Source organism: Propionibacterium sp. (assembly GCF_047719395.1).
Classification (GTDB): domain Bacteria; phylum Actinomycetota; class Actinomycetes; order Propionibacteriales; family Propionibacteriaceae; genus Propionibacterium.
The window spans coordinates 1-21,292 of the sequence record NZ_JBDNTB010000002.1 but is presented as its reverse complement, the minus strand read 5'-3'; the positions used below and the strand labels follow the sequence as shown (position 1 = coordinate 21,292).

Genomic DNA, 21,292 nt, shown 5'->3' with positions numbered 1-21,292 from the left:
TTCTACCTCTCTGAGGCCTCAACCCTGGAGGAAGGAGTTCGAGGTCGACCCTGGCGCAGCGCCTCCCCTTGGTATGAGGACCACTTGCAAAGCCTCCAGCCCGTAGCCGAAGCCCGACGAGCCCGCTGGCTGGCCATTCGATGTCCACCCGAGCCAGCCGAAGTTCTGCACATGGGCCCGGTAGTACACGTCATAGGCGTTCGCGGCATCACCAGTAAGCCTGATCTTGAATGCCTCCTGTTGCAAACCCATCCCCGTGGTTCCCGAAATACCGCCATCCGAGGCCCATCCCAACCAGCCGACATTCTGCACATGGGACTGGTAGGTGACACCACCGGGGATGTTCCCCAAGGAGGCTCTGAGCGCCTCGGTTCTCAGGCCCTGACCCGTGGTGCCAGACACACCGCCATCCTCTGCTGCAGCCTGCCATCCGATGTTCTGCACATGGCTGCTGTAGGTGATTGCCGGATAGCTGGCGAACAGCGACGAATTGATGGCCGTGCCCTTACGGACAAGCTGGATCTGCACTGACTCGATGCGGAGCCCCATACCCGTCGTACCGGCGACCGCGCCATTCCTTGTCCAGCCCAACCAGCCGTAGTTCTGCACATATGCGCGATACACGATGTCGAACTTGCTCGCGAGATCTCCGGTCAATTGCAGCTTGAATGCTTCCATGCGCAGCCCTTGGCCGACAGACCCGACATCACTGCCAGCCGGTTTCCATCCAGTCCAGCCGATGTTCTGGACATGGGCATCCGCCTGGATGCCCCCGCTCGTCTGCGAGCCAATCAGATTCATATTGAGCGTCTCAAGACGCAATCCCTGCCCGGTAGTTCCCTTCCACATGCCACCAGTCACCGGTGGCTGCCAGCCCATGTTCTGTACTTGGACCGTGTAGGACACGACCGGGATGTCTGATCCGTACACACCATTCATGTAGGCCACTCGCGCATCGGTCCAAGTCTTCAGCCGGTCGACCTCGCTGTCGAAAGTCGAGCCAAGCGTGCGATCACCCAGTGGGGAACGCTTTCCCAGAATCGGCCACCTGACAAAGTTTGCGGCAGCAGAAGCTTTGAGTGTCGTCCTGTTCGTCTCGATATCGGTCCGGACTTGTGCAAGGGCATTCTTGCCGGTGCCGGTGAAGATCTGGTTGGTGCGCTGAACGAACTCGGGGTTACGGAAGAATTCCCTGAACCAGTCATTTCCGGAATCCTGATGAATCAGTTTGATATTTGTGATATAGCTCTCGGTTGGGTTCGAACCCACAACCGGGAGGGAGGAGTTCCCGAGCGCAATATCGTAATCCCACGCTGGGCCCATGTGCAATTTATCGCTAGTTCCATCCTTATAGAAGTAGACGCTGGACGCTGTCGTATCAGAGTTCTCCGTGAATTCCGCGAGCAGGAAATATTTGGAGAATGAATCGACATCAATCAGTTGGCTGATCTGTCCCCAATCCGGGTTCTGTGCATACAACAATCGCTCGAGATTGTTGATGGTGCTTTGCATGTCATTCCAACCAGCCTGGGTGTCGGGATCCAGTGCATCATCATCAACACCTTCGACGGAATCATCGAGCACAAATCGGGTCCCGCTGACCGCAGAAGTGAAGTTATGTGGCTCCGTGGCACCGTAGGCGTTGTCGAGTTCGACCAGCACCCCTTGTGGGTCCGTCAGATTGACGCGATTGGTGCTGACCTCAACCTTGTCGCAAAGCAGATAAGAACCCAGGAACTCGCCATTGACTGTGAGGTCCACGAAGGCCGACTTCGGGCTGTAGGACAGACCAAGGCGATCTGCCAGGTCATAGGCGACTTTGTCCCGCACGAGGGATGCATCCGCGTAATTCGCCAGCAGCACCCAGGTCTTGCCGCCCTTCTGGCCTGAGCCATCAATTCCGAGAAGATTCTGCTTCTTGTCGAACTTGATCTGATAGGCCTTCTTCGGAAGAGTCCAAGTGAAATTCCCGCGGCTCTTGATGGTGGCTGCAGTGGCTTTGAAGTCTTGGTTCTGCGCAGACGGATCGTCAATGGTCACCTGGCCAGGCAGCTTGTTGTCCTTGCTCGCATTGATGTCAGCGAGTGTGCCGGGAGTGTCCAAGGTGATGTCGACGAGCGGCACGCCGTTCTTCGCGGTCGGGGATGAGGCCGCCGCGCCGCTTTGCGGCGCAACCACCTGCGCGGCAGGTGAGATGCCAGGATTCGGTGCCGAGGATGCAGCAGATGTCGTGGCTGTCGCCGAATCTGCGGAGACGTCGGGGGTCGTGGACGCTGCCGGGAGCGTCGTGGAGTCACCAGCCGTCGGAAATCCCGAGGATGCGGCACCCTCAGCCCCGATCGACGGCAGACTCGAGGGCTGCGGACCACTGGCACTCGTGTCTGCAGGTGCCGCCGCAGGCGATGCAGTCTCCGCAGCAGCAGGCATCTGCTGAACGCCTCCAAAGGTACCTACAAGGAGCGCCGCAGAGATCAAAAACCCAAAAAGCTGCTTCCCGACGAATCGCAATCTCACCTGACAAGTTTTATCAGCGAACCAATTGAAGTATCAGCTGCGAAGCATGATTCAAGGGATCGGCCTGTTCAACCATCAATCATGACTTCAAACTTTGGTCGATACACAGGGACTGCTGCATAAGTGGGGGACATCTCATCTGTGGGGCCCGAGGGATCACGCTGGGAGGATGCGCACCACGCCGAAACCCCACCCGAAAAGTTCCGGGACATACGGTCGCGCACCGGGCACGCGAGGTGTTGATGAGTGAGGCATATCTGGTGGCCAATCCGTCGGTACGGATCCCTCAATCACAGCATCGGCATCCAGGCGGAAGTGCGGCGCTGCTGGCGAGTGGGTCGACTTCTTGGGCAGCACCCCTGACTCCCAGGGCAAGCCACGGCACAGCCTCAGGTGTTCGGGGAACCCGCCAAGCCGACGCCGCGCGTCCTGATCGGCACACCTGCACCATCCACGAGCTCCTGCTCGCCACCTGCGGATACCAGAGCGGCGGCCACTGCATCCACATTGCGCTGATCGGGATTCGCGCCGAAGCAGATCTCGCCGGATTCACCCTGCTCCGGGGCCTCGATGTGGAAGCCCATGTCGGCGATCATTGCCCTGTCGTCGTTCCCGGTCTGGCCCTCACTGGTGAGGTAGTCGCCCAGGAAGATTGAATTGCACACCTCCAGGACCAGCGACTGCAGGGAGCGGATGTGGTATTCCCGCCCCGCCGAAGAGCGCACTTCACGATCGGGGTGCACCATCCTCACCATCGACAGGATCCGCAGGCAGCGAAGCGGGCTGAGTTCACGGTGGGAGGCCAGCGGGGTGCCCTCGAAGGGCAGCAGGAAATTGACCGGCACCGACTGGGAGTCCAGTTCCCGCAGCGCGAAGACCACCTCGACCAGCTGCTCGTCAGTCTCCCCCATCCCAGCGATGAGCCCGGTACAAGGGCTGATACCGGCTCGCTTGACCGTTTCCAGGGTGGCGACACGATCGGCATAGGAGTGCGTGGAACAGATGTCGTCGTAATGCGATTCAGCCGTGTTGAGATTGTGGTTGTAGCGGTCCGAACCCGCTTCGTGCAGTCTTGTCGCCTTGTCATCATCGAGGAAGCCCAGGCAGGTGCAGATGTGCAGTGCCGGATGCTCCCGATGGATTCGGGCGACAATGCAAGCCACCTTGGCAACCTCCTGGTCCGACGGCGACCTTCCCGACGCCACCAAGCAGACCGTCGAGGCTCCATGGGCGACGCCAGCCTCCACAGCCCGGTGCACCTCGTCCTCGTCCACCCAGGTGTAGCGGGCGATCGACGCACTGGAGCCCAAGGCCTGTGAGCAGTAGGAGCAATCCTCGGGGCACATCCCGGACTTCAGACTGACCAGATAGTTCAATCGCACACCGGTGCCGAAGAAACGACGGCGCACCCGCCCTGCCGCAGCCACGATGGCGAGAGTCTGGGAGTCGTCGGCGCCAAGCAGGTCCAGCGCCTGCTGCCTGGTGATCGATTCGCCGCGCAATCCGCGGGCGACCATCTCTTCCAACTCATCTGTGTCCATCGATCACCCTCCTGCTTCCTCGGGGAAGGCCGGACCTGACCACGTGCGAGGTGCAGCCCCACTCCCCTGTCCGGAGCCAGACTAGGTCACAGAACTGAACACTGTTCAAGTGGGTACCTCATAGACCGTCGTCGACGGAACAATCAGCGCGCGATGTCGTCGCATGCCAGCGCAATGAGCCTCTCCAGCACCTCACCGCCGGACGCATTGGACCCGTTGTGCTCGTACTGGCTGGTCACCCAGGTGTGCATCTGCGGCAGCAGGGCGGCCGTCTGAAGCGAATACTTCATCGGGATGTACACGTCATTGGCGTACACGATGGCCGCACAGGGCACCTGCGTCTCGCCCAGTGCCGAAGCGTCATAGAGCTTGGGCCAGGGATGCTCTGCCAGGATCTTCGCACAAGCGGTCCATGACCTCAGCGAGGAGTCTTCGTCGAACCACTGCGGGAGGACATGCTCGCCGGTGAGCAAGGTGGAGTCGGCACGGAATTCATCGGGCAGAGTGCGTGCCGCCGCCCAGCGCGTGGCGACACCGTCGGCATAAGAGGATTCGTGGATGACGGTGTACAAGGGGTTCCGCCCGCCGAACGGCAACAGGTCGGCCAGGTCGTATCGGAAACCCCGTGAGCCCGGATCGAGTTCCAGCAGATAGTGCAGTGTCGTGGCGCCGCCGGAATGGCCAAGATTGTGCCCCAGCGAGCGCAGCCGAGAGGGGCTCACGATGTCGCCGTTGGGGGTGCGGATGGCCTCCTCGTCGGCCAGCGCGAGCAGCCGACGCATTCTGTCGCGATCACCCGGGAATCGGCGATAGAACTCCTCGGACTTGACTGCCATCATCCGGTAACAGGCGGCATAGATGTCCTCGCAGCCTCGCCCCACCGCGGGCAGGCCTCCGGTGAAATAGCCGGCCAGCAGTGATTCTGGATGACTGGACAGATAGTGCAGCAGCGTGAAGCCGCCGAAGGACTGTCCGAGCACTGCCCAGCGGTCGATGCCGAGTTCGTTTCGCAGATCCTCGCAGTCGGCAACGATCTCGTCGGCACGCATGTGGGTGAGATACTCCGCCTGGTCCTCCGGCGCGCCGATCGGCTCACTGACCGGGCTCGACAGTCCGGTGCCACGCTGGTCGAGCAGCACCAGCTGGTAGTCGTCCAGCGCACTGGACAGCCAGCCCGGCGTCCTCGGATCAAGCGATGGCCGGGGTGATTCGCAGCCCGGTCCGCCCTGCAGGAACAGCAGATAGGGCTTGTCGTCACCATCGGGCAGGGACACCAGTCTGGCGAAGATGTCGATCCCGCGTTCATCGAGAGAATCGTCATGGACCAGGGGGACGGTGATTCGGATCTGACGGGTGCGAAGACCGGGGATGCGCCGTTGCCATGTCATGTGCCAAGGCTGGCGCCTCACGCCAGATTGTCAAGAGCCAGTGCAGACATCTCCTCGGTTTCGGTTCACTTTCAGTCATGGAAGAAACCCTCGGTCCCAAAAACCGCCTCCAGGTGGTGGCTAAGCTGGCGCGGTGCCGCACTTCGACCTGGACTATCGGCTCACTGAGCAAGTGCTGGCCAACGGCCTGCGCGTCATCATCAATCACGACCCACAAGCTCCAGCAGAGGCCGTGAACCTCTGGTACCGGGTGGGTTCAGCGGACGAACGACCCGGTGCCACAGGTTTCGCCCATCTGTTCGAGCACCTGATGTTCTCCGGCTCCCGGCAGGTCGCGGCGAGCGAGCACCTCTCGTGTCTGGAGGGGATCGGCGGTTCGGCGAATGCCACGACCTCTTTCGACCGGACGAACTTCTTCGAGACTGTGCCACCAGGCGCCCTCGAACTGTCCCTGTGGCTGGAGGCGGACAGGCTGGAGAGCCTGGCACTCACCGACGAGACCTTCACCACACAGCGGGAGGTGGTGAAGGAGGAGAAGCGCCAGCATTACGACAATGTGCCCTACGGCGACCAGATGGAGCTGCTGCTCGCATTGAACTTCCCGGAGAACCACCCCTATGCCCATCCCCCGATCGGCTCAATGGCCGATCTCGACGCAGCCACAGTCGAGGATGCACGGGATTTCTTCCACCGCTGGTACCGCCCGGACAATGCCATTCTGGTGACCTCAGGCCCCATCGCTCCAGACGAGGTGCTGTCCATGGCTGAGCGTCAGCTCGGACAGGTCAAGGCCAAGGCATGGGAGGGTCTGCGCGCCACCACTGCCCTGGGCCCACACCGAGGTGAACCCTCGACCACGGTGGTCCGGGATGTTCCGAGCACCGTGGTGAATCTGTGCTGGCGCACACCCCCGCTGGGCGAGCCCGCGCATCTTGGTGTCGAACAGGCGCTGTTGATCCTTGCCACCGGGCAGTCGAGCCGGCTGGTGGATCTCCTGGAACGGCGTCAGGAGTCCGCAGAAGCCGTGGGGGCCGGTGATTTCGGTTTTGCCAGTGGTGTGTCGATGGCCACCATCACCGCCAGGCTGCGTTCGGGGCACAGCGCAGACGAAGTGACCGAGACGGTGTTGGCGGAGCTGACACGGCTCGGCGAACAGGGGCCCACGGATGCCGAACTGGCCCGTGCCAATGCGGGCTTCGATCGTGAATGGTTGGGCAGGCTTGCCGCGGTGGATGCGCGTGCTGATGAGATCAACTCGTTCGCCGCGCTGCTGGGTGATCCCGGGCTGGTCAACACCTGGCTCACTCGCGTACACGAAGTCACCGCCGAAGATGTCGCACGGGCAGCCGTCGAGTGGCTCGCTCCGCGCCAACGAGCAACTCTCGTCTACCAGGCCCAGGAGACAGCATGACCGATCAGCACGTCCCCGTCCGGCCAGAGGTTCGCAGTGCCACGCCGTGGTACTTCCCCCTTCCGGAGATTCATTCCCTCGGCAACGGTCTGACCGTGTGGGCCTACCACCTGCCCGGTCAATATGTGCTCAGCATGGAGTTGGTCCTGGACATTGCCCTGGGCGACGAACCGGACGGCCGCGACGGTCTGGCCACGATGGCGCTGAACTGCAGCGACGAGGGCAGTGAATCGCACCCTGGGTTCGAAATGGCCTGCCGCATCGAGGACATCGGCGCCGCCTATGACGGCTCCGCAAACTGGTGGGCCACACACGCCTCATTGTCGGTGGCGGCCCCCTACGCCCAGCAGGGACTCGAATTGCTGCGCGAAATCGTGCGGGAACCGCAATATGCCGATGCCGATGTAGCGCGTCACCAGGCGATCCGACGCGCGGAGGTCGACCGGGCGAGGATCTCCTCACCGGCTCTGGCTGCGGCTGCACTGCGTGAGGCGATGTGGCCTGCCGGGAGCAGGCAGTTCTTGTCCGCGAGCGGGACAGCCGCCGATGTGGCTGCTCTGTCGCCGCAGGACGTCCGGGACTTCCATCGCATCTGGTGGCGTCCCGAGGGCGCAACGCTCGTGCTGGCCGGGGATCTTCCATCAGGACTCGTGGAGGCTGCCTGCAAGCTGTTCGGTCGCTGGCCTGCGACCGGTCTGTCGCCCACCAGAGTGGCACCTGTCGCCGCCCACGGCCCATCGGCGGTCCAGCTGGTCGATCGGCCTGGAGCGGTTGCGGCAGATCTACGCATCGGAATGGTGACGCCCGGTCGCCGCGATGAGGCATGGGTGCCTCTGCAGGTGGCAGCCATGGCAGTCGGCGGACTGTTCTCCAGTCGGCTCAACATGGCCCTACGCGAAGACCGCGGATTCACCTACGGAGTGCAGGCAGGTCTGACCGCGGGCCGGTTCAATGGCAATTTCAGCCTGCGTTCGAGCTTCCGTACCGAGGTCGCCGCACAGGCGTGCCGGGAAGCCGTGGAGCTTCTCGACATTGCCGGCAAGCCCTTGAGCGAGGCGGAGGCCGGCGCTGCCATCCGCTATCTCGTGGGCATTGCCCCGCTGCGCTATGACACGGCTGACGCGATCGCCAATCAGGCCGCCGTGCTCGCTGCGCACCACATCGAACCGGGCTGGGTGAACGATTTCCACGCACGCATCGCCGCCACCACACCCTCGGACGCCAGCGCAGCATTCGAGACGATCGTCTCGAATGCGGTACACCGGCAAGAGGCCCGCATGGCGCTCTGCGGCGACGCCGAAACACTTCTCCCAGCCCTTGAGGCCGAGGGATTCGACGTGCAGGTGACCGCACCGACGATGTGAGACGGGTGCATCGCCCCACACGGACGCCTGTCGGTGCCGCGTGGGGCGATACCAGTGGTACTCACACAATGAAAAACTCAAACAGGCGGAACCGACCTGTATCTCGGCCTCGGCTCAGCCGCCCATTGAATTAATCGCATCGTTGACCCGCTGCTGGGCGGTGGCGAGCTGGGACTGGTAAGTAGCGAGGTCACCGTTCCTCAGCGCCGTGTTCGCGGCAGTGAAAGCCGCATTCGCGTCCTGGAGTGCCTGCTTGGCCGCAGCCTCACCCTGTGCCGCGGGCTGGGTGGAACTGCCCTGGTTCGCCGCAGACTGCTGATCCTGGCTGTTGCCCACCCCGGCGTCCCCACCGAACACGGAATCCAGTGCTTCCTGCAGCGTCGTCCCGATGCCGATATGGGTGCCGTAGCGCACCACCACGAAGCGCATCACCGGATAGCTGCCAGCCGAGGAACCGCCCGAGGTGTCCTTGCGCTGTGTGTAGATGGGCTCGACATAGATCAGGCCGTCGCCGAGCGGAAGGGTGAGCAGATTGCCGTAGAGGGCGTCGGCCGTGGCATTGCCACTCTGCCCGACGAAGGGCAACAGCTTGTTGGCCACCTGCTGGTCGGAGACGATGGCGTTGTAGGTCTGATTGGGACCTGGCACCTGTTCGGATCCCGACAGCCTCAGCACCCGCATCTTCCCGTAGTCGGGGCTGGCCGCATCGGCCACGACGGACATGTAGGCGCCCATGTTCTCCCGGTTGTTCGGCACGAAGACGGCGGTCTGGCTGAACAGGGCCGTGTTGTCACCGGGCCACTTGATGGACAGCAGATAGGGCGGCTCAGACTTTCCGCTCTTGTCACGAGGATCGGCCGGGACGACCCACAGATCCGACTGGTTGTACCAGCTTCCCGGATCTGTCATGTGATAACGGCCGAGGATCTGGCGCTGCACCTTGAAGATGTCCTGGGGGTAGCGCATGTGGGCCAGCAAGTCGGGCGAGATGTCCTGCTTGGGCAGCAGCAGATGCGGATAGGCCTTCGCCCAGGTTTGCACGATCGGATCGGTGGGATCCCACTCGTACATCTTCACCGTGCCGTCATAGGCGTCCACGACGGCCTTGACGGAATTGCGAATGTAATTGACCTGCTTGGTGTTGCTCGTGGAGCGCCACCCGCTGGTCGAGTCTGAGATGGTGTCCTGATAGTTGACGTGCTGAGAATTCGGATAGTCCTGGGTGGTGGTGTAACCATCGACGATCCACACGATCCGGCCGTCCACCACCGCAGGATAGGGATCCTGGTCGACAGTGAGCCATGGTGCGATGGCCTCAACGCGCTCCTGGGGTGTGCGGTTGTAGAGAATCTGCGATGCAGCGTTCACCCTGCCGGAGAGCAGAAGGTTGAGATCGGCGAACTTCGTGGCATACATCGCACGCGTGAGGAGATTGCCGATCGGCACGCCCCCCTTGCCGGTGTAGGTGGTGTGCTGCTCGCCACCGGTCGTGCTTCCGCCCGGAGTGTCCAGCTCCACCGGTGTCGCCCCCGCGACATTGCCGGCCACCACATACTGGGTCTCCCGCTCGCCGAAGTACAGCCTCGGTTCCTGTTCATTGAGCAGGCCGGTGGGAGGGATGTCACCCTCGATCCAGTCGGGTTCACCGCTGTCCTGGAAGCGGTTGCCGTAGGCCGCCACCATGCCGTAACCATGTGTGAACACGGTGTGGATGTTGTTCCAGCTCTGGTCAGGGAGCTTGGAGATGTCGATCTCCCGGGCCGCCACGACAGCGTCCGTGGAATGACCACTGAGGTTGTAACGGTCCACGTCGAGCACGGGCGGGAAGGAGTAGTAGCCGCGGACCTGCTGCAACTGCTCGAAGGTAGGCGCCACGATTGCCGGATCGACCAGCCGGATGCCGGGCAGCGCCTCAGCATCGGACTTGAGCTGTCCTGCACTGACTGACGTCTTGGCGGCATAGTCGGTGATCGAAGCGTCTGAAATGTCATAGGCATCGCGGGTGGCGGCGATCTGGTTGACGATGAAGGGCCGCTCCTTGTCGGGCTCATTGGGCCTGACGCTGAGGCGCTGCACCGCGGCCGGATAGATCCCCTGGATGATCAGCGAAGTGACGATCATGAGCACGATCGCCGTGAAGGGCAACCGCCACATTCGCAGCTTGGCGTTGACGAAGAACATCGCTGCGCAGATGAACGAGATGATCGCGACAATCAGACGGGCTGTGATGCGGGAGTGCTCGTCAGTGAAGCCAATGCCCGTGAACAGGGCATCATTGTCGCTCACCGCGAAGGCATAGCGCGACAGCAGCCGCTGCAGGCCATAGACCACGAAGATGAGCCCAAGCATCGCCGACAGATGCGCCTGCGCTGCCGAACCGAAGAGATTCTGGCGCTGGGCAGGAGGACGCTGGGCATTGCGGATGCTCACTTTCCGGACATTCGCGTTCCGGGGATCGAACAGCTGGTTGTTGAACCGCATTGTGGGAGCACGCAGCGAGCCGGTGACGAAGTGCACCAGCGCCGCCATGATGGTGCCGAGAATGAGTGCCGCCATCACCGATGCCAGCAGGAATCCGAGGAAAGGCATCGTGAAGACGTAGAAGGACACATCCATGTGGAAGTAGGGATCCCTCTCACCGAAGGATGTGCGATGCAGGAAGGCGAGCGTGGCATCGACATTGGTTGCCGACACAGCACCGGCGATGATGCCCAGCAGCACCGCCGGAATGACGATCACTGTCCTGGTACGCCTGCTCATCGTGCCGCGGTACTGGTCCAGGAGCTCCGAGTCCAGGGAGGCTGCGTGGGTGGGGCGGAGCCGCCAGGCCACGACCATGCTGACCGCGCAGACGCCACCCATGAGCAGGCCGCCACCCACGAACAGGATCACTCCGGTGAGCCACCGGGTCGTGAAGACGGACGCGTAGTCCAGGTTGCGGAACCACAACCAATCGGTCGCCAGTTCGCTGACCAGCCACCACACGATGACGATCGCCACAAGAATCGCCAGGGTTGGGCCCAGTGCACGCGTCCGGCGCTTGCGTGCTGACACGCGGTTTCCTCCGGCGTGAGTCACGATTGCTCCTCCCCTGCAACAAAAATCATGAGCGCAACAACAGTTTGAGCCGATGCCCGATTCACAGCAGGATGCAGACCCTCCGCCGCCAGCAGCTCCCGCGGCGAGCTGAGCCAACGTGCCACACCGTACCCGGTGCCATCAGTGCTCGTAAGCGTCCGGCACCCGGGCCGTCGGGGCCGGTGGAAGTCCGGTCTGATCAGTGGGATGAGGCTCATCGTTGCATCCTCGTCAGCTTCTGGCTCGCGGGCTTCTGGATCAGCAGCTTGGCACAGCCGCCGAGGGATCGTCGCGCAGAGCGTTGAGCGAACTCACTGCGTCGTCGAGCTTGTTCACTCTGATGATCTTCATGCGGGTGGTCACCCGCCTGACCTCCGAGCAGTTCGATGAAGGAACCAGGAAATCCGTGGCTCCGTGTTGTGCGGCGACGTACATCTTCTCCTCGATGCCGGACGTCACGCCGATCGCACCAGCCGATTCGATGGTTCCTGTGCCAGCGACGATCTTCCCGCCCGTGATGTCCTGGTGCGTGGTCCGCTGGTAGACCGCCAGGGCGAGCATCAACCCGGCGCTGGCATCCTGCTCGTCGGTCTTCACGTTGAATCGCACCTGCGGCGTGTAGCGATAACCCTGGTCGAGGGTCACCCCGACCCTGGGCGAATAGCGGCTCGATGCACTGGCCTGCGTGGTCACGGTGATGTTCATGGTTACTGCCTTGCGCACGATGGTGAAGGTGACCGGCTCCCCCACGCTGAGTCCTGCGATGATCTCGTCCACCTCGGCCGGAGTCTGGACTGAGGTGCCGTTCACCGTCTCGATGACGTCACCCACCAACAGCAGCTGATAGGCAGGTCCGCTGGTTGACACAGACTCAACCACCGGATTCTGGTCAACCTCGATGCCTGCTGTCCGCAGCGCAGACACAGTCGCATTCTGCTGGGCAGCTGACAAGGCATCATTGCGGGACTGGATGATCTCGCCGGAGGTCATGCCGGCGGGATAGACCCATGCGCGGGGAACTGCGGCGTGATGGGCAAACAGATAGGCCAGCAGGGCTGCCGGGAATGTCACCTGCGACGCCGGGCCCGTGGTCGTCACGGGAACCATCAGCAGCTGACCGCCCTGCCCGGGTGCGGTATTGCTGTCCACGGAGACCAGCGGTACCCCTTGGCTGTCGCCCAGGGCGTTCTGCGGTGCGCCTGGACTCCAGCACACGAAGGGCACGGGTATGACGGCGATAATGATGATGAGCACGATCAGGCAGACACCGGACACAATTGCCGTGACGGTTCTGCCCCTCATCCGCGCAGCCATCCTCGGGCGGTGGACGACACAGTCACGGACACCCCAGGCATGTCGGGCAGTTTACCCGAGTCGAATCCTCGCAGCTCGTGCCAAAGCTTCTTTCCCGTCGCGTGCCGAAGCTGCTTTCCCATTGATCGGGTGCGCTTGAATGGAGGCGGAGGGTTGTGTGCGATGGGTTTGCGCCATTGGTTGTACAGGACCGCCGCACATCTCGGATGAGGAGTCAGCAATGAATGATGACAACACGATGGGACCCGGGGAGGATTCCGGGCGTGATCCCCTCAGTGAACTGTTGCGCCAGCTCGGCTTCACCGTGCCGGCACAGGGCCTCGATCTGAGCTCGCTGATGAACCAGTTCCAGCAGGCGGTTCAGCAGGCAGGGGCGAATGCCGATCCGGCGAGCGGAATCGACTGGAACGCCACGCGTCGTGCCGCTCGCCAGATGCTGGCGTCATTGGGCCCCGATCCCACGCCGAATCAGACGCAACGCCGTGAACTCGCCGACGCCGATCGGCTCGCGGAATCCTGGCTCGACCCGGTCACGAGCTTTCCCCCGCTTGCCAGGCCTGCGCAGGCCTGGAGCCGCGCCGAATGGGTCGAGGACACGATGGACAGCTGGCGGACCATCGTGGACCCCATTGTCACGTCGATCGCCGATGCCATGGCCACCACATTCGGGGGCGAGGCCGCCACCGAGGTGCCAGAGCTCGCCCAGTTCACCGGCATCTTCGGACCACTGCTCCGCTCGGCTGCCGGGCAGATGTACTCCGTTCAGCTGGCCCAGGCAATCGCGCAGATCGCGGCGGAGGTGGTCAGCGGTGCTGAACTGGGCCTCCAACTGCTCAGCGTGCCGCGTGTGGTGATCCTTCCCGAGAATGCGGACGCCTTCATCAAGGGTCTGGGGATGCCCGACGACGCCCTGATGTACCTCACGGTGCGCGAGTCCGCGCGCCAGCGGCTCTTCGCATCCGTCGCCTGGCTGGGGCCACAGCTTCTGGCCCTCATCGAGCACTTCGCGCGCGAGATCACCATCGACGCATCAGCGCTCACCGATGCCATCGACCTGGATTCGCTCGGCGAGCTCACCCCGGAGAAACTCCAGGAAGTGTCCAAACAGCTCCAGGGCAAACTCTTCAAGCCCGTCCGGACACCTGAGCAGGAAGAGGTGCTCGGCCGGTTGGAGACTCTCCTTGCGCTCGTCGAGGGATGGGTGGATGCCGTGTCCCATGACGCGGCAGGACACTGGCTTCCCCACGAGCCGGCGCTCATGGAGGCAGTGCGCCGGCGCAGGGCAACCGGAGGTCCCGCGGAAAAGGTAACCGGAGCACTGGTAGGTCTGGAGCTGCATCCGCGACGCGTGCGTGAGGCCATGCGGTTGTGGCAGGCCGTCGAGGCCGACCGTGGCACCGAGGGCCGTGACGCGCTGTGGTCGCATCCTGATTTGATCCCCACCGCCAAAGACCTCGACGATCCGATGGGGTTCGTACAGGGAGATCGGCTCGCGGACGACTCGCAGGACTGGGACGCCGAGTTGGCCAAGTTGCTGGAACAGCAGGGTGACAACGGTAGTGATCAGGGCCCGGACGCGCCGCACGACTGAGCACCACCAGCTCCGGGCAGCTGGTGATGTGATGCCAGTCGTTGGACACCTCGAAGTGGGTGTCTGGCGGCCAGGGTGCGCCCGCGATGGGAATCAGCCGCTGGATGGAGCGCGCGGCACATCTCATACGCCCTTGTCGATGACGTCACAGTGCGCTGCATCACCGCGCCGCCGCATCCCTCGCACCGGTTTTTGCCCGCCAGGTCAACCCCGGGCCTGCGACCATCCCTGGAGATAGCCCTTCGCCCTTTCTGCTCTGGGAAAGCGTTCCACCATTTCTTGGAAGGCCGCGCCGTGGCCGGGATGCCGCAGATGGGCCAGTTCATGGACAAGGACATAGTCCAGAACCCAATCAGGCATCTGCCGCAGCGCACTGGAGATCCTTATCGTGCGGTCGAGGGATGTGCAGGAGCCCCATCGTGTGGTCTGGTTGGTGGCCCAACGGACGCTGACCGGCTCAGGCACCTCCGGCAGATAGGCAGAACGCAGATTCTCCGCCTTGGCCGCGAGCGACGCGTCATCACGACTGAGCCCCGGGCGGGCCCGCCGCCTGGCCAGCTTCGCCAGCAGATCCTTGGCAAGATCGGACTCCTGCCGGGCGCTGAGACCTGCAGGCACCATGAGCACGAGCCGATCCTGCTCGGACTTCAACTCGACGGTGCGCTTCCGCCTGGAGCTGGCTCGTACGACGATATGAGTCACCCGGGGCGGCAATTCGGCACCGTGGGGGATCTCCAGCAGACGGTCCGGATGACGATGCCCACCAGCGTCATCGGATGGCGTCAATTGCTGGCTTCTGGGCATGTCTTGAGAGTAGCCAGTGCCACTGACGTTTTTGCTTCGATCGGGCTGGATGGTGAGCTCCGCCGTTACCGGGCAGAGACCTGTCGCTCGCCTTGCGCGGTCTTTGCTAGGCGTCGAGACTCGGGTAAACGACTCCGCACGGTCTGCTCCGCTTGACGCCGTGCCATGTCGCTGGCAATGTGTCTGTCGGAACCCCCGGAGGGTCCTGTCTGCAGGGGAAGGCAGACGTGGCACGCCGGGGGTTTCTTCTTGCCCTGGCTGTGACCAGCATCTCGGTACCTGGCCACCAGGGCAGCAACACGAGGGTCCACATCTCAGATGTGCGGAAGGCATTTGGCAGCTGGGGAGAGTATGGAGGGCGGTCGTCCACGGTCATCCAGCTGGAGGATGACTTGCCTGACACGATTGAACGACGAGGAGAAGACATGGCAGACGAGACCTACGAGGGCGAGTACTACTGCGTGAAGTGCAAGACCAAGCGTCAGGCCAAGGGCAACGTGGTGGTCAACGCCAAGGGCACGAGAATGGCCAAGGCCACCTGCCCCGAGTGCGGCACGAAATTGAACAGGATCCTGGGCAAGGCCTGACCTCACCACCAGGAATATCCGGAGCCCGGCGAGGAGCCTGCCCTCGGATGTTCCTGGTGTCTCGCAGCCTCAGCAGGTGTTGTCCACAGCGGCCGCTGTGTTGGTCCCACCTGATGGCGTGTTGGTGATTCACTCATAAACCTGGCGCAGATGCATCCAGATTCCGCACACTTGACGCATGAATGCGAATCAAGCCACTGCACCGCCGTCTCCCCGGCCGGGTCACCATCGCCCACATCGGCATTGTGACGCCGAGCAGGTTGTCCCCACCTCGCTCTCGGCGAAGCACCCTGACTCGCCGGCATTTCCCACCGCGCCACGCATCCCCTTGATGCCGCCAGAGTCGGTGTGTGCAGATTCGGTGCGAGCCCATCCCGAGCAGGGTCAGTCCCTGAAACTCGATTCCTATCTGAGACTCGAAGCAAACCCCCGGCTCATCGGGTCTTCGAAGCTTCGGCTCACCGGTCGCAACGGCCGCCGAGTCGAACTGACCGGTCCTGGTGTGGCACTCCTGCCACGGGTCCTGGCGCTTATGGACGGGTCCATCACCACGGAAAGACTGCTGGCGGGTCTGCCCGTCGCAGACCGGAAATTCCTCCGGGAGTTCTTGACCGCACTGCTCGCGCAGGGGTTGCTGTTGCAGGCACACTTGTCCGCCCCGCGCAGGGAATGGCTGGCCGTTGTGGGTATCGGTCCCCTGGCGATGCGGTTGCGTGCCCAGCTCTCGTCCACATATCGAGTGCATTGGTTTGCCGACACCCTCACCACGATGCCCCTCATGGACGGGAGATCCTCGAGGGCAGCGCACTGGACCCAGCTCGCCGACCACCCCCATGACCTGGTGGTGCTCGCCACCGGGACCCGGGCCCTGGATCCTGCCCTCGCCTGGCTGCTCATCAGGAGTGGCACACCGCACCTGTTGGCCCAGGCGGACAAATCCCGCGGTCATCTCAGTTCTCTCGTCGTGCCGGGCGTCACGGCCTGTCTGGACTGTCAGCGGGGCCCACGGGAGTGGCGACGGAGCGGCCCGGAGAGGGCTCAACGGATCTTCGAATCCGCGACGCCCGAGTCGGCCACCCTCGAATGGACTGTCACGGTGACCTCTGCGGTCGTCGCGGCACACCTGCGCTCCGGACGGCTGACGGCAGGCAATGACACAGAAGGCGGCAACTGGCCAGTTCACCGCCCCTCTGCGGACTGTCCGATGTGCGGCCACCTGCTCAGAACCGGTGATCTGCCGACTGCGGCGTGAGTCTGGGAGCCGTTCACGATGTGGATGCCAGGAGTCCATTTTGGCCAAGGGCTCACACTGGTGAAGGACAGGTCAACTCATTGAAGCCTCAAGGGTTTGGTGACCGGAGCCTGAATGGCCGGTGATTGTGATTGTTTGATGATCACTTCTTGATGTGCATCGCTTGATGAGTATCGTGCTTCGCGGGGGGACCAGGTTCACGCACCCACAGGTAGTACTCGAAAGGCAGAGCAACAAGGTATGTGTCGTCTTCTAGGTCTCATGTCCGTCCGGCCCACCAGACTCGGAGCGGTCATGCCGACAGGAATCAAGGACCTGAAGAAGCTGTCTCATGAGCACAAGGACGGATGGGGCACAGCCTGGCGCGATTCTGAGGGTGATTTGCATCGGTACCGTTGCGCCGACCCAGCGTGGACAGATCCAGAGTTCGCGAGAACTGTCACCCGCCGTGCCTCACGCCAGGAAATACTGCACCTCCGCAAGGCCTCGGAAGGGCTTGCGGTCATGCAGGACAACTGCCACCCATTCATCCAGGGCGACATCGCCTTCTGCCACAACGGCGCCTTCCCGGTCAGCCAGAGGCTGCGCGACTGGGCCACTGCGCATGATGCGCGTCCATGCCTCGGCACCACGGATTCAGAGCTGTACTTCGCGATTCTCCTCGTGTTCGCACGCACCATGGACTGGCCCGATGCTATCGAAGCAACCGTCAGATTGATCAGCGCAGACGTGGCCATCGATGATCCTCTTGCCCGTCCCCACGCCTTGAACTGCCTGGTGGCCACCCCGGACACGATGTACGCCTATTCGCAGTGCGATCCCACCTCGTTGAAGCCCACCTCGCCCGCCAACCTCTACGACCTGCAGCTGGCCGCAGACCAGGAGCGGGTCGTGGTGTGCTCCTCAGCCATCACGGTACCGGGCGCTCAGTCCATTGAGCAGTTCCGCGTGATCACCGTGCACGATGACCTACGGGTGGAAATCGGCGATCGTCTCGACATCTTCGAGCCCGCCGAAACCGTCCAGCAGTCGGTGGCCTGATCTTCACCTATCACGGCCCCATGGCTCGAGGCCTCGCAGTGAACATGTCAGGAGTGAATGCGTCCTGAGTACACATGCCATCGAACCGTGACGAATCCTGCAACGGGCTTCGCGCCGGGACCGCTCGGTGATCGTTCACCGATTCCGAGCAATCGCCCTGCACTGCGTCTCAGGCAGCCGAGTGGGATTTGTCTGCCGGGTGCCGTTCGAGAACATCCTGCAGCTGTGCTCCGCCGACCAGCTCCAGCACCTGTTCGCCGTATCGCTCGGCTTTGCGCAGGCCGACTCCCCGGATCCGCAGTAGAGCAGCGGTGTCATCTGGCTGCACCTCCGCGAACGCTCGCAGAGTGGCGTCGGTGAAGATCACATAGGCGGGCAGGGACAGCCCGTTCGCCATCGCGCTGCGCCAACTGCGCAGCCGGTCGAAGAGCTCCTCGTCATAGGCCACCTCGCACGCCTGATGATGGCCCAGCTTCAGTTCCACGGCTGAGGTCAATGGCTTCCCGCAGACCATGCACTTCTGGCTACGGGCTCTGCGGCGCCGAGAAGCCGAGGACCCATGCTGATCGGCTCCGCTCGCTGCCGGCTCTCCGGGAACAAGGCCAGACAGGAATCGCGAGGGCCGGCGGCGCCCTCGTCTGCCGTGAGAACCGGTGGACCAACTGATCTGCAGCTCATCGCGTGCGCGGGTGAGCCCCACGTAGAGCAGTCTGCGCTCCTCGGCGATCTCCGCCGGCTCTGTTGCCATCGAGAACGGCACGAGGCCCTCAGACACCCCGAACAGTGCCACCACCGGCCATTCCAGGCCCTTCGAGGAATGAAAGGTGGCCAAGGTGACGCCCTCGGCCACCGGGACCTGCTGCATGCGGGCACGCTCGGCGATCGCTTCGACGAGCTCGGCCATGGTGGTGGTGCCCGAGGCGACCAGATCAGATGCCATGTCACGCAGCGCCGTCCAGGTTTCCCAACGTGCCCGCACCGCACCCTGCCCCTCAGGCGCCTGCTGTTTCCAGCCGAGGGTGCCGAGGGCGGTCTCGACCGCATCGAGCGCGGGCGCATCGGGGTGGGCGAGGGCGTCGCGGCGAAACCGGGCCAGGGCTGCATGGGTTTCCGTGCGGTCGTAGAACCGCTCGGTGCCCTTGACCTGATAGGGCACTGCGGCATCGGTGAACGCAGCCTCCAGCCCCACTGCCTGCGCATTGACGCGGAACAGCACTGCCATCTGCGACCAGGCGGTTCCGGCTCCGTGACGTTCGACCAGCCAGCGAGTCACGGCCTCTGCCTCGGCGGCCTCGTCGGATGCCGCGATGGTGGACACCGCCGCACCATCCGGCCTCGATGGGCTCAACAGAACACCCGCACCCACAGAACGGCGGCCCGGAGGATGAAGCAGATCATTGGCGAAGTGCAGGATCTGCGGGGTCGAGCGGTAGTTGTGTTCGAGCCGCAGCTTCGTGGCGTCAGAAAATTCCTGGTCGAATCTGGTCAAGAAGTGGGCATCGGCCCCGGCGAAGGAATGAATGGCCTGGTCCGGGTCGCCGACGACGCATACATCCGATCTGTCGCCCAGCCACTGGCGCAGCAGGCTGTGTTGCAGAGGGCTGACATCCTGGTATTCGTCGACGACGAAGTGCCGATAACCGGACTGCAACTCCTGCGCGACGTCAGGATGCTCGTGCATGAGTGCGACCATGCACAACAGAATGTCGTCATAATCCATCACCCCACGGGAGGATTTGACCCGCTCGTATTCAGCGGCCACCCTGGCGACAGTCTCGGGATCGGCGCCCGACACGGAACGATGCGCGGCGGGTGCCACTTCGGGATAGTCCCTGGGCAACACATTGGTGGACTTCGCCCACGACAGCTCGGTGCTGAGATCGCGCAGTAGTGCTGTGTCCACCTTCAGGCGCAGTCTGGAGGCGGCCTCCGCCACGAGGGGAAATGTTGATCCTGTCAGCTCGGGAAGCTCGCTGCCCATGGTGCGGGGCCAGAAATAGCGCAGCTGACGCAGGGCAGCCGCGTGAAAGGTGCAGGCCCTGACCCGTGGCACGCCGAGCGCTTTCAGCCGGGATCTCATCTCGCCCGCTGCCCGTGTGGTGAAGGTCACGGCAAGGATCGCAGCGGCCTGCTGCTGTCCACTCAGCACTCCATGCGCGATCCGGTGGGTGATCGCCCGCGTCTTACCCGTTCCGGCGCCGGCGATCACCACGAGAGGACCACCGATCGTCAGGGCCACCTGGCGTTGTTGCTCGTCGAGACAGTCCAGGACCTCCCTGTCCGCGAGAGTCGCCGAAGTCGGCTGCGCGGAGTTGAGCTGGGTGGTCATGGCGGCAACCATAGACGCCCGCTGTGACAACCATGGCTGCCCACAGCCTCCAGAAATATGTCACTGGGCAGCTCTACAGTGATTCCCATGCTCTCTCCTGCCCCTGCACGCACCACCGGTTGGCAGTTGAGGGCATGCCCGGACTGGTCAACCCTGTGCGCCGAGGTGACCGATCACCTGAGCCATGCCACAGGGGATCTGTTCGACCAGCCGACAGTGGTGGTGCGGGGGGCCGCGCAGCGTCGCAGCCTGCGCCAATGGACAGCCCTCGAAGGCACCGGATCCGCCGGCAGACCCGATGCTCGGATACACGATGCATCAGAGGAAAACCGGGCGTCAGAGGGAATCTGTGCCGGCATCGACATGGTCAGCCTGGGGGTACTGCGCCACCGCCTCGAGCAGGAGCTGTTGGGCCTGGATGTCACAGGTGACCCCTGGTCGTCCCCGGCTCTGGTCGCCCATGTGACCGCCGTGATGCAGGAGTGCGGTGGAGAGCCCTGGTTCGCCCTTGTGCAGCGTCACCTTGACGGGCACGGCGAAACCCGCCGTGCCCGGCCGGGCCGAATCATCTCCACTGCCCGCCGATATGTCTCTCTGATCACCGACTACGCGCGCTACTGCGGCAACATGCTGATCGCCTGGGAGGCCGGGAGACTCCTGGATGTGCGGGGCAATCCCATGGCGAATGAGGACATCTGGCAGGCCGAGCTGTTCTCGCGCCTGGTGTCCCGGCTGGAACACTGGCCCCAGCCCTCCGCGCGCGCCCGCAAGCTCTGTGCACGGATCGGCAGCTCAGCAGCTCGGAAGCTCCCGCAGAACCTCGGAGTCATCAGTGAACACGGCTTTCCGCCCTCAGACCTGGAATTGCTGGCAGCCTTGTCCGGCCGAATACCGGTCACGATCTGGCAGCTGGGCACTCCCGCAGCCGGACCACGCCGCAGTGTGCTGGCCCGCCGATATGACCGGGTTCACGACTCGGCCTGGCGGCAATGGCGAGACTACGACAGCACGAGTGCAGACACCACGACGGTACGCGTGGCACGTGAGGACAGCCCCCATCTCGGTGAACGCTCGGCCC

15 protein-coding genes are annotated in these 21,292 nt (G+C 63.3%); 8 read left to right on the top strand and 7 right to left on the bottom strand.

Annotated elements, in window-relative coordinates; all coding sequences use genetic code 11:
• Window positions 1-18: 18 nt before the first annotated feature.
• Complete coding sequence (locus tag ABF648_RS00525) at window positions 19-2,040, bottom strand: CotH kinase family protein (RefSeq protein WP_415630335.1); 2,022 nt, start codon at window positions 2,038-2,040, stop codon at window positions 19-21.
• Between ABF648_RS00525 and ABF648_RS00520 the strand changes: the two genes are divergently transcribed.
• Window positions 2,033-2,434 carry a hypothetical protein gene (locus ABF648_RS00520; RefSeq protein WP_415630334.1) on the top strand — a complete coding sequence of 134 codons (402 nt, stop codon included), beginning with the start codon at window positions 2,033-2,035 and terminating at the stop codon, window positions 2,432-2,434. The two genes, ABF648_RS00525 and ABF648_RS00520, sit on opposite strands and share 8 nt — an antisense overlap.
• A gap of 469 nt (window positions 2,435-2,903) precedes the next feature.
• On the opposite strand, the gene bioB is transcribed toward ABF648_RS00520, so the two are convergent.
• Window positions 2,904-4,055, bottom strand: coding sequence for a biotin synthase BioB (gene bioB, locus ABF648_RS00515; protein ID WP_415630333.1), 1,152 nt, complete (start codon window positions 4,053-4,055; stop codon window positions 2,904-2,906).
• 143 nt (window positions 4,056-4,198) lie between these two features.
• The gene (locus ABF648_RS00510) at window positions 4,199-5,443 is read right to left on the bottom strand and encodes an alpha/beta fold hydrolase (RefSeq protein ID WP_415630332.1); all 1,245 of its coding nucleotides are present in this window, start codon (window positions 5,441-5,443) and stop codon (window positions 4,199-4,201) included.
• A gap of 133 nt (window positions 5,444-5,576) precedes the next feature.
• Here ABF648_RS00510 and ABF648_RS00505 point away from each other — a divergent pair, with 133 nt between their 5' ends.
• Together ABF648_RS00505 and ABF648_RS00500 are read left to right on the top strand one after the other, a co-directional pair.
• Complete coding sequence (locus tag ABF648_RS00505) at window positions 5,577-6,854, top strand: M16 family metallopeptidase (protein ID WP_415630331.1); 1,278 nt, start codon at window positions 5,577-5,579, stop codon at window positions 6,852-6,854.
• Window positions 6,851-8,218, top strand: a complete 1,368-nt coding sequence (locus ABF648_RS00500) for a M16 family metallopeptidase (protein ID WP_415630330.1) — start codon at window positions 6,851-6,853, stop codon at window positions 8,216-8,218. Before ABF648_RS00505 ends, ABF648_RS00500 begins: the two co-directional genes overlap by 4 nt.
• Before the next feature lie 114 nt (window positions 8,219-8,332).
• On the opposite strand, the gene ABF648_RS00495 is transcribed toward ABF648_RS00500, so the two are convergent.
• Window positions 8,333-11,272 carry a UPF0182 family protein gene (locus ABF648_RS00495; protein WP_415630329.1) on the bottom strand — a complete coding sequence of 980 codons (2,940 nt, stop codon included), beginning with the start codon at window positions 11,270-11,272 and terminating at the stop codon, window positions 8,333-8,335.
• 282 nt (window positions 11,273-11,554) lie between these two features.
• The gene (locus tag ABF648_RS00490; RefSeq protein WP_415630328.1) at window positions 11,555-12,598 is read right to left on the bottom strand and encodes a PDZ domain-containing protein; all 1,044 of its coding nucleotides are present in this window, start codon (window positions 12,596-12,598) and stop codon (window positions 11,555-11,557) included.
• Between the two features lie 232 nt (window positions 12,599-12,830).
• Between ABF648_RS00490 and ABF648_RS00485 the strand changes: the two genes are divergently transcribed.
• Window positions 12,831-14,201, top strand: a complete 1,371-nt coding sequence (locus ABF648_RS00485; protein ID WP_415630327.1) for a zinc-dependent metalloprotease — start codon at window positions 12,831-12,833, stop codon at window positions 14,199-14,201.
• 204 nt (window positions 14,202-14,405) lie between these two features.
• On the opposite strand, the gene ABF648_RS00480 is transcribed toward ABF648_RS00485, so the two are convergent.
• Entirely contained in the window at window positions 14,406-15,005 is a 600-nt protein-coding gene (locus ABF648_RS00480) for a SprT-like domain-containing protein (protein WP_415630326.1), read from the bottom strand.
• A 425-nt stretch (window positions 15,006-15,430) separates the two neighbouring features.
• Between ABF648_RS00480 and ABF648_RS00475 the strand changes: the two genes are divergently transcribed.
• From ABF648_RS00475 to ABF648_RS00465, 3 genes are all read left to right on the top strand, one after another.
• A complete protein-coding gene (locus tag ABF648_RS00475; protein WP_415630325.1) occupies window positions 15,431-15,592 on the top strand; it encodes a DUF5679 domain-containing protein in 162 nt (53 codons plus the stop codon).
• 331 nt (window positions 15,593-15,923) lie between these two features.
• Window positions 15,924-16,844, top strand: coding sequence for a hypothetical protein (locus ABF648_RS00470; RefSeq protein ID WP_415630324.1), 921 nt, complete (start codon window positions 15,924-15,926; stop codon window positions 16,842-16,844).
• 240 nt (window positions 16,845-17,084) lie between these two features.
• Window positions 17,085-17,885: a class II glutamine amidotransferase gene (locus ABF648_RS00465; RefSeq protein ID WP_415630323.1), complete on the top strand. Its 801-nt coding sequence runs from the start codon at window positions 17,085-17,087 to the stop codon at window positions 17,883-17,885.
• 169 nt (window positions 17,886-18,054) lie between these two features.
• Here the strand turns inward: ABF648_RS00465 and ABF648_RS00460 are convergent, their stop codons facing one another.
• Complete coding sequence (locus ABF648_RS00460; RefSeq protein WP_415630322.1) at window positions 18,055-20,226, bottom strand: ATP-dependent DNA helicase UvrD2; 2,172 nt, start codon at window positions 20,224-20,226, stop codon at window positions 18,055-18,057.
• A 75-nt stretch (window positions 20,227-20,301) separates the two neighbouring features.
• On the opposite strand from ABF648_RS00460, the gene ABF648_RS00455 reads away from it, so the two are divergent.
• Window positions 20,302-21,292 (top strand): exodeoxyribonuclease V subunit gamma (locus tag ABF648_RS00455; protein WP_415630321.1); only part of this gene is annotated, 991 nt, incomplete at its 3' end.

Coding starts and splice junctions, on each gene's coding strand:
- ABF648_RS00480 (WP_415630326.1), bottom strand. CDS start 15,005: ATGCCCAGAAGCCAGCAATTGACGCCATCCGATGACGCTGGTGGGCAT.
- ABF648_RS00490 (WP_415630328.1), bottom strand. CDS start 12,598: ATGAGGGGCAGAACCGTCACGGCAATTGTGTCCGGTGTCTGCCTGATC.
- bioB (WP_415630333.1), bottom strand. CDS start 4,055: ATGGACACAGATGAGTTGGAAGAGATGGTCGCCCGCGGATTGCGCGGC.
- ABF648_RS00500 (WP_415630330.1), top strand. CDS start 6,851: ATGACCGATCAGCACGTCCCCGTCCGGCCAGAGGTTCGCAGTGCCACG.
- ABF648_RS00520 (WP_415630334.1), top strand. CDS start 2,033: ATGGTCACCTGGCCAGGCAGCTTGTTGTCCTTGCTCGCATTGATGTCA.
- ABF648_RS00460 (WP_415630322.1), bottom strand. CDS start 20,226: ATGGTTGCCGCCATGACCACCCAGCTCAACTCCGCGCAGCCGACTTCG.
- ABF648_RS00465 (WP_415630323.1), top strand. CDS start 17,085: ATGTGTCGTCTTCTAGGTCTCATGTCCGTCCGGCCCACCAGACTCGGA.
- ABF648_RS00510 (WP_415630332.1), bottom strand. CDS start 5,443: ATGACATGGCAACGGCGCATCCCCGGTCTTCGCACCCGTCAGATCCGA.
- ABF648_RS00470 (WP_415630324.1), top strand. CDS start 15,924: ATGCCGCCAGAGTCGGTGTGTGCAGATTCGGTGCGAGCCCATCCCGAG.
- ABF648_RS00485 (WP_415630327.1), top strand. CDS start 12,831: ATGAATGATGACAACACGATGGGACCCGGGGAGGATTCCGGGCGTGAT.
- ABF648_RS00475 (WP_415630325.1), top strand. CDS start 15,431: ATGGCAGACGAGACCTACGAGGGCGAGTACTACTGCGTGAAGTGCAAG.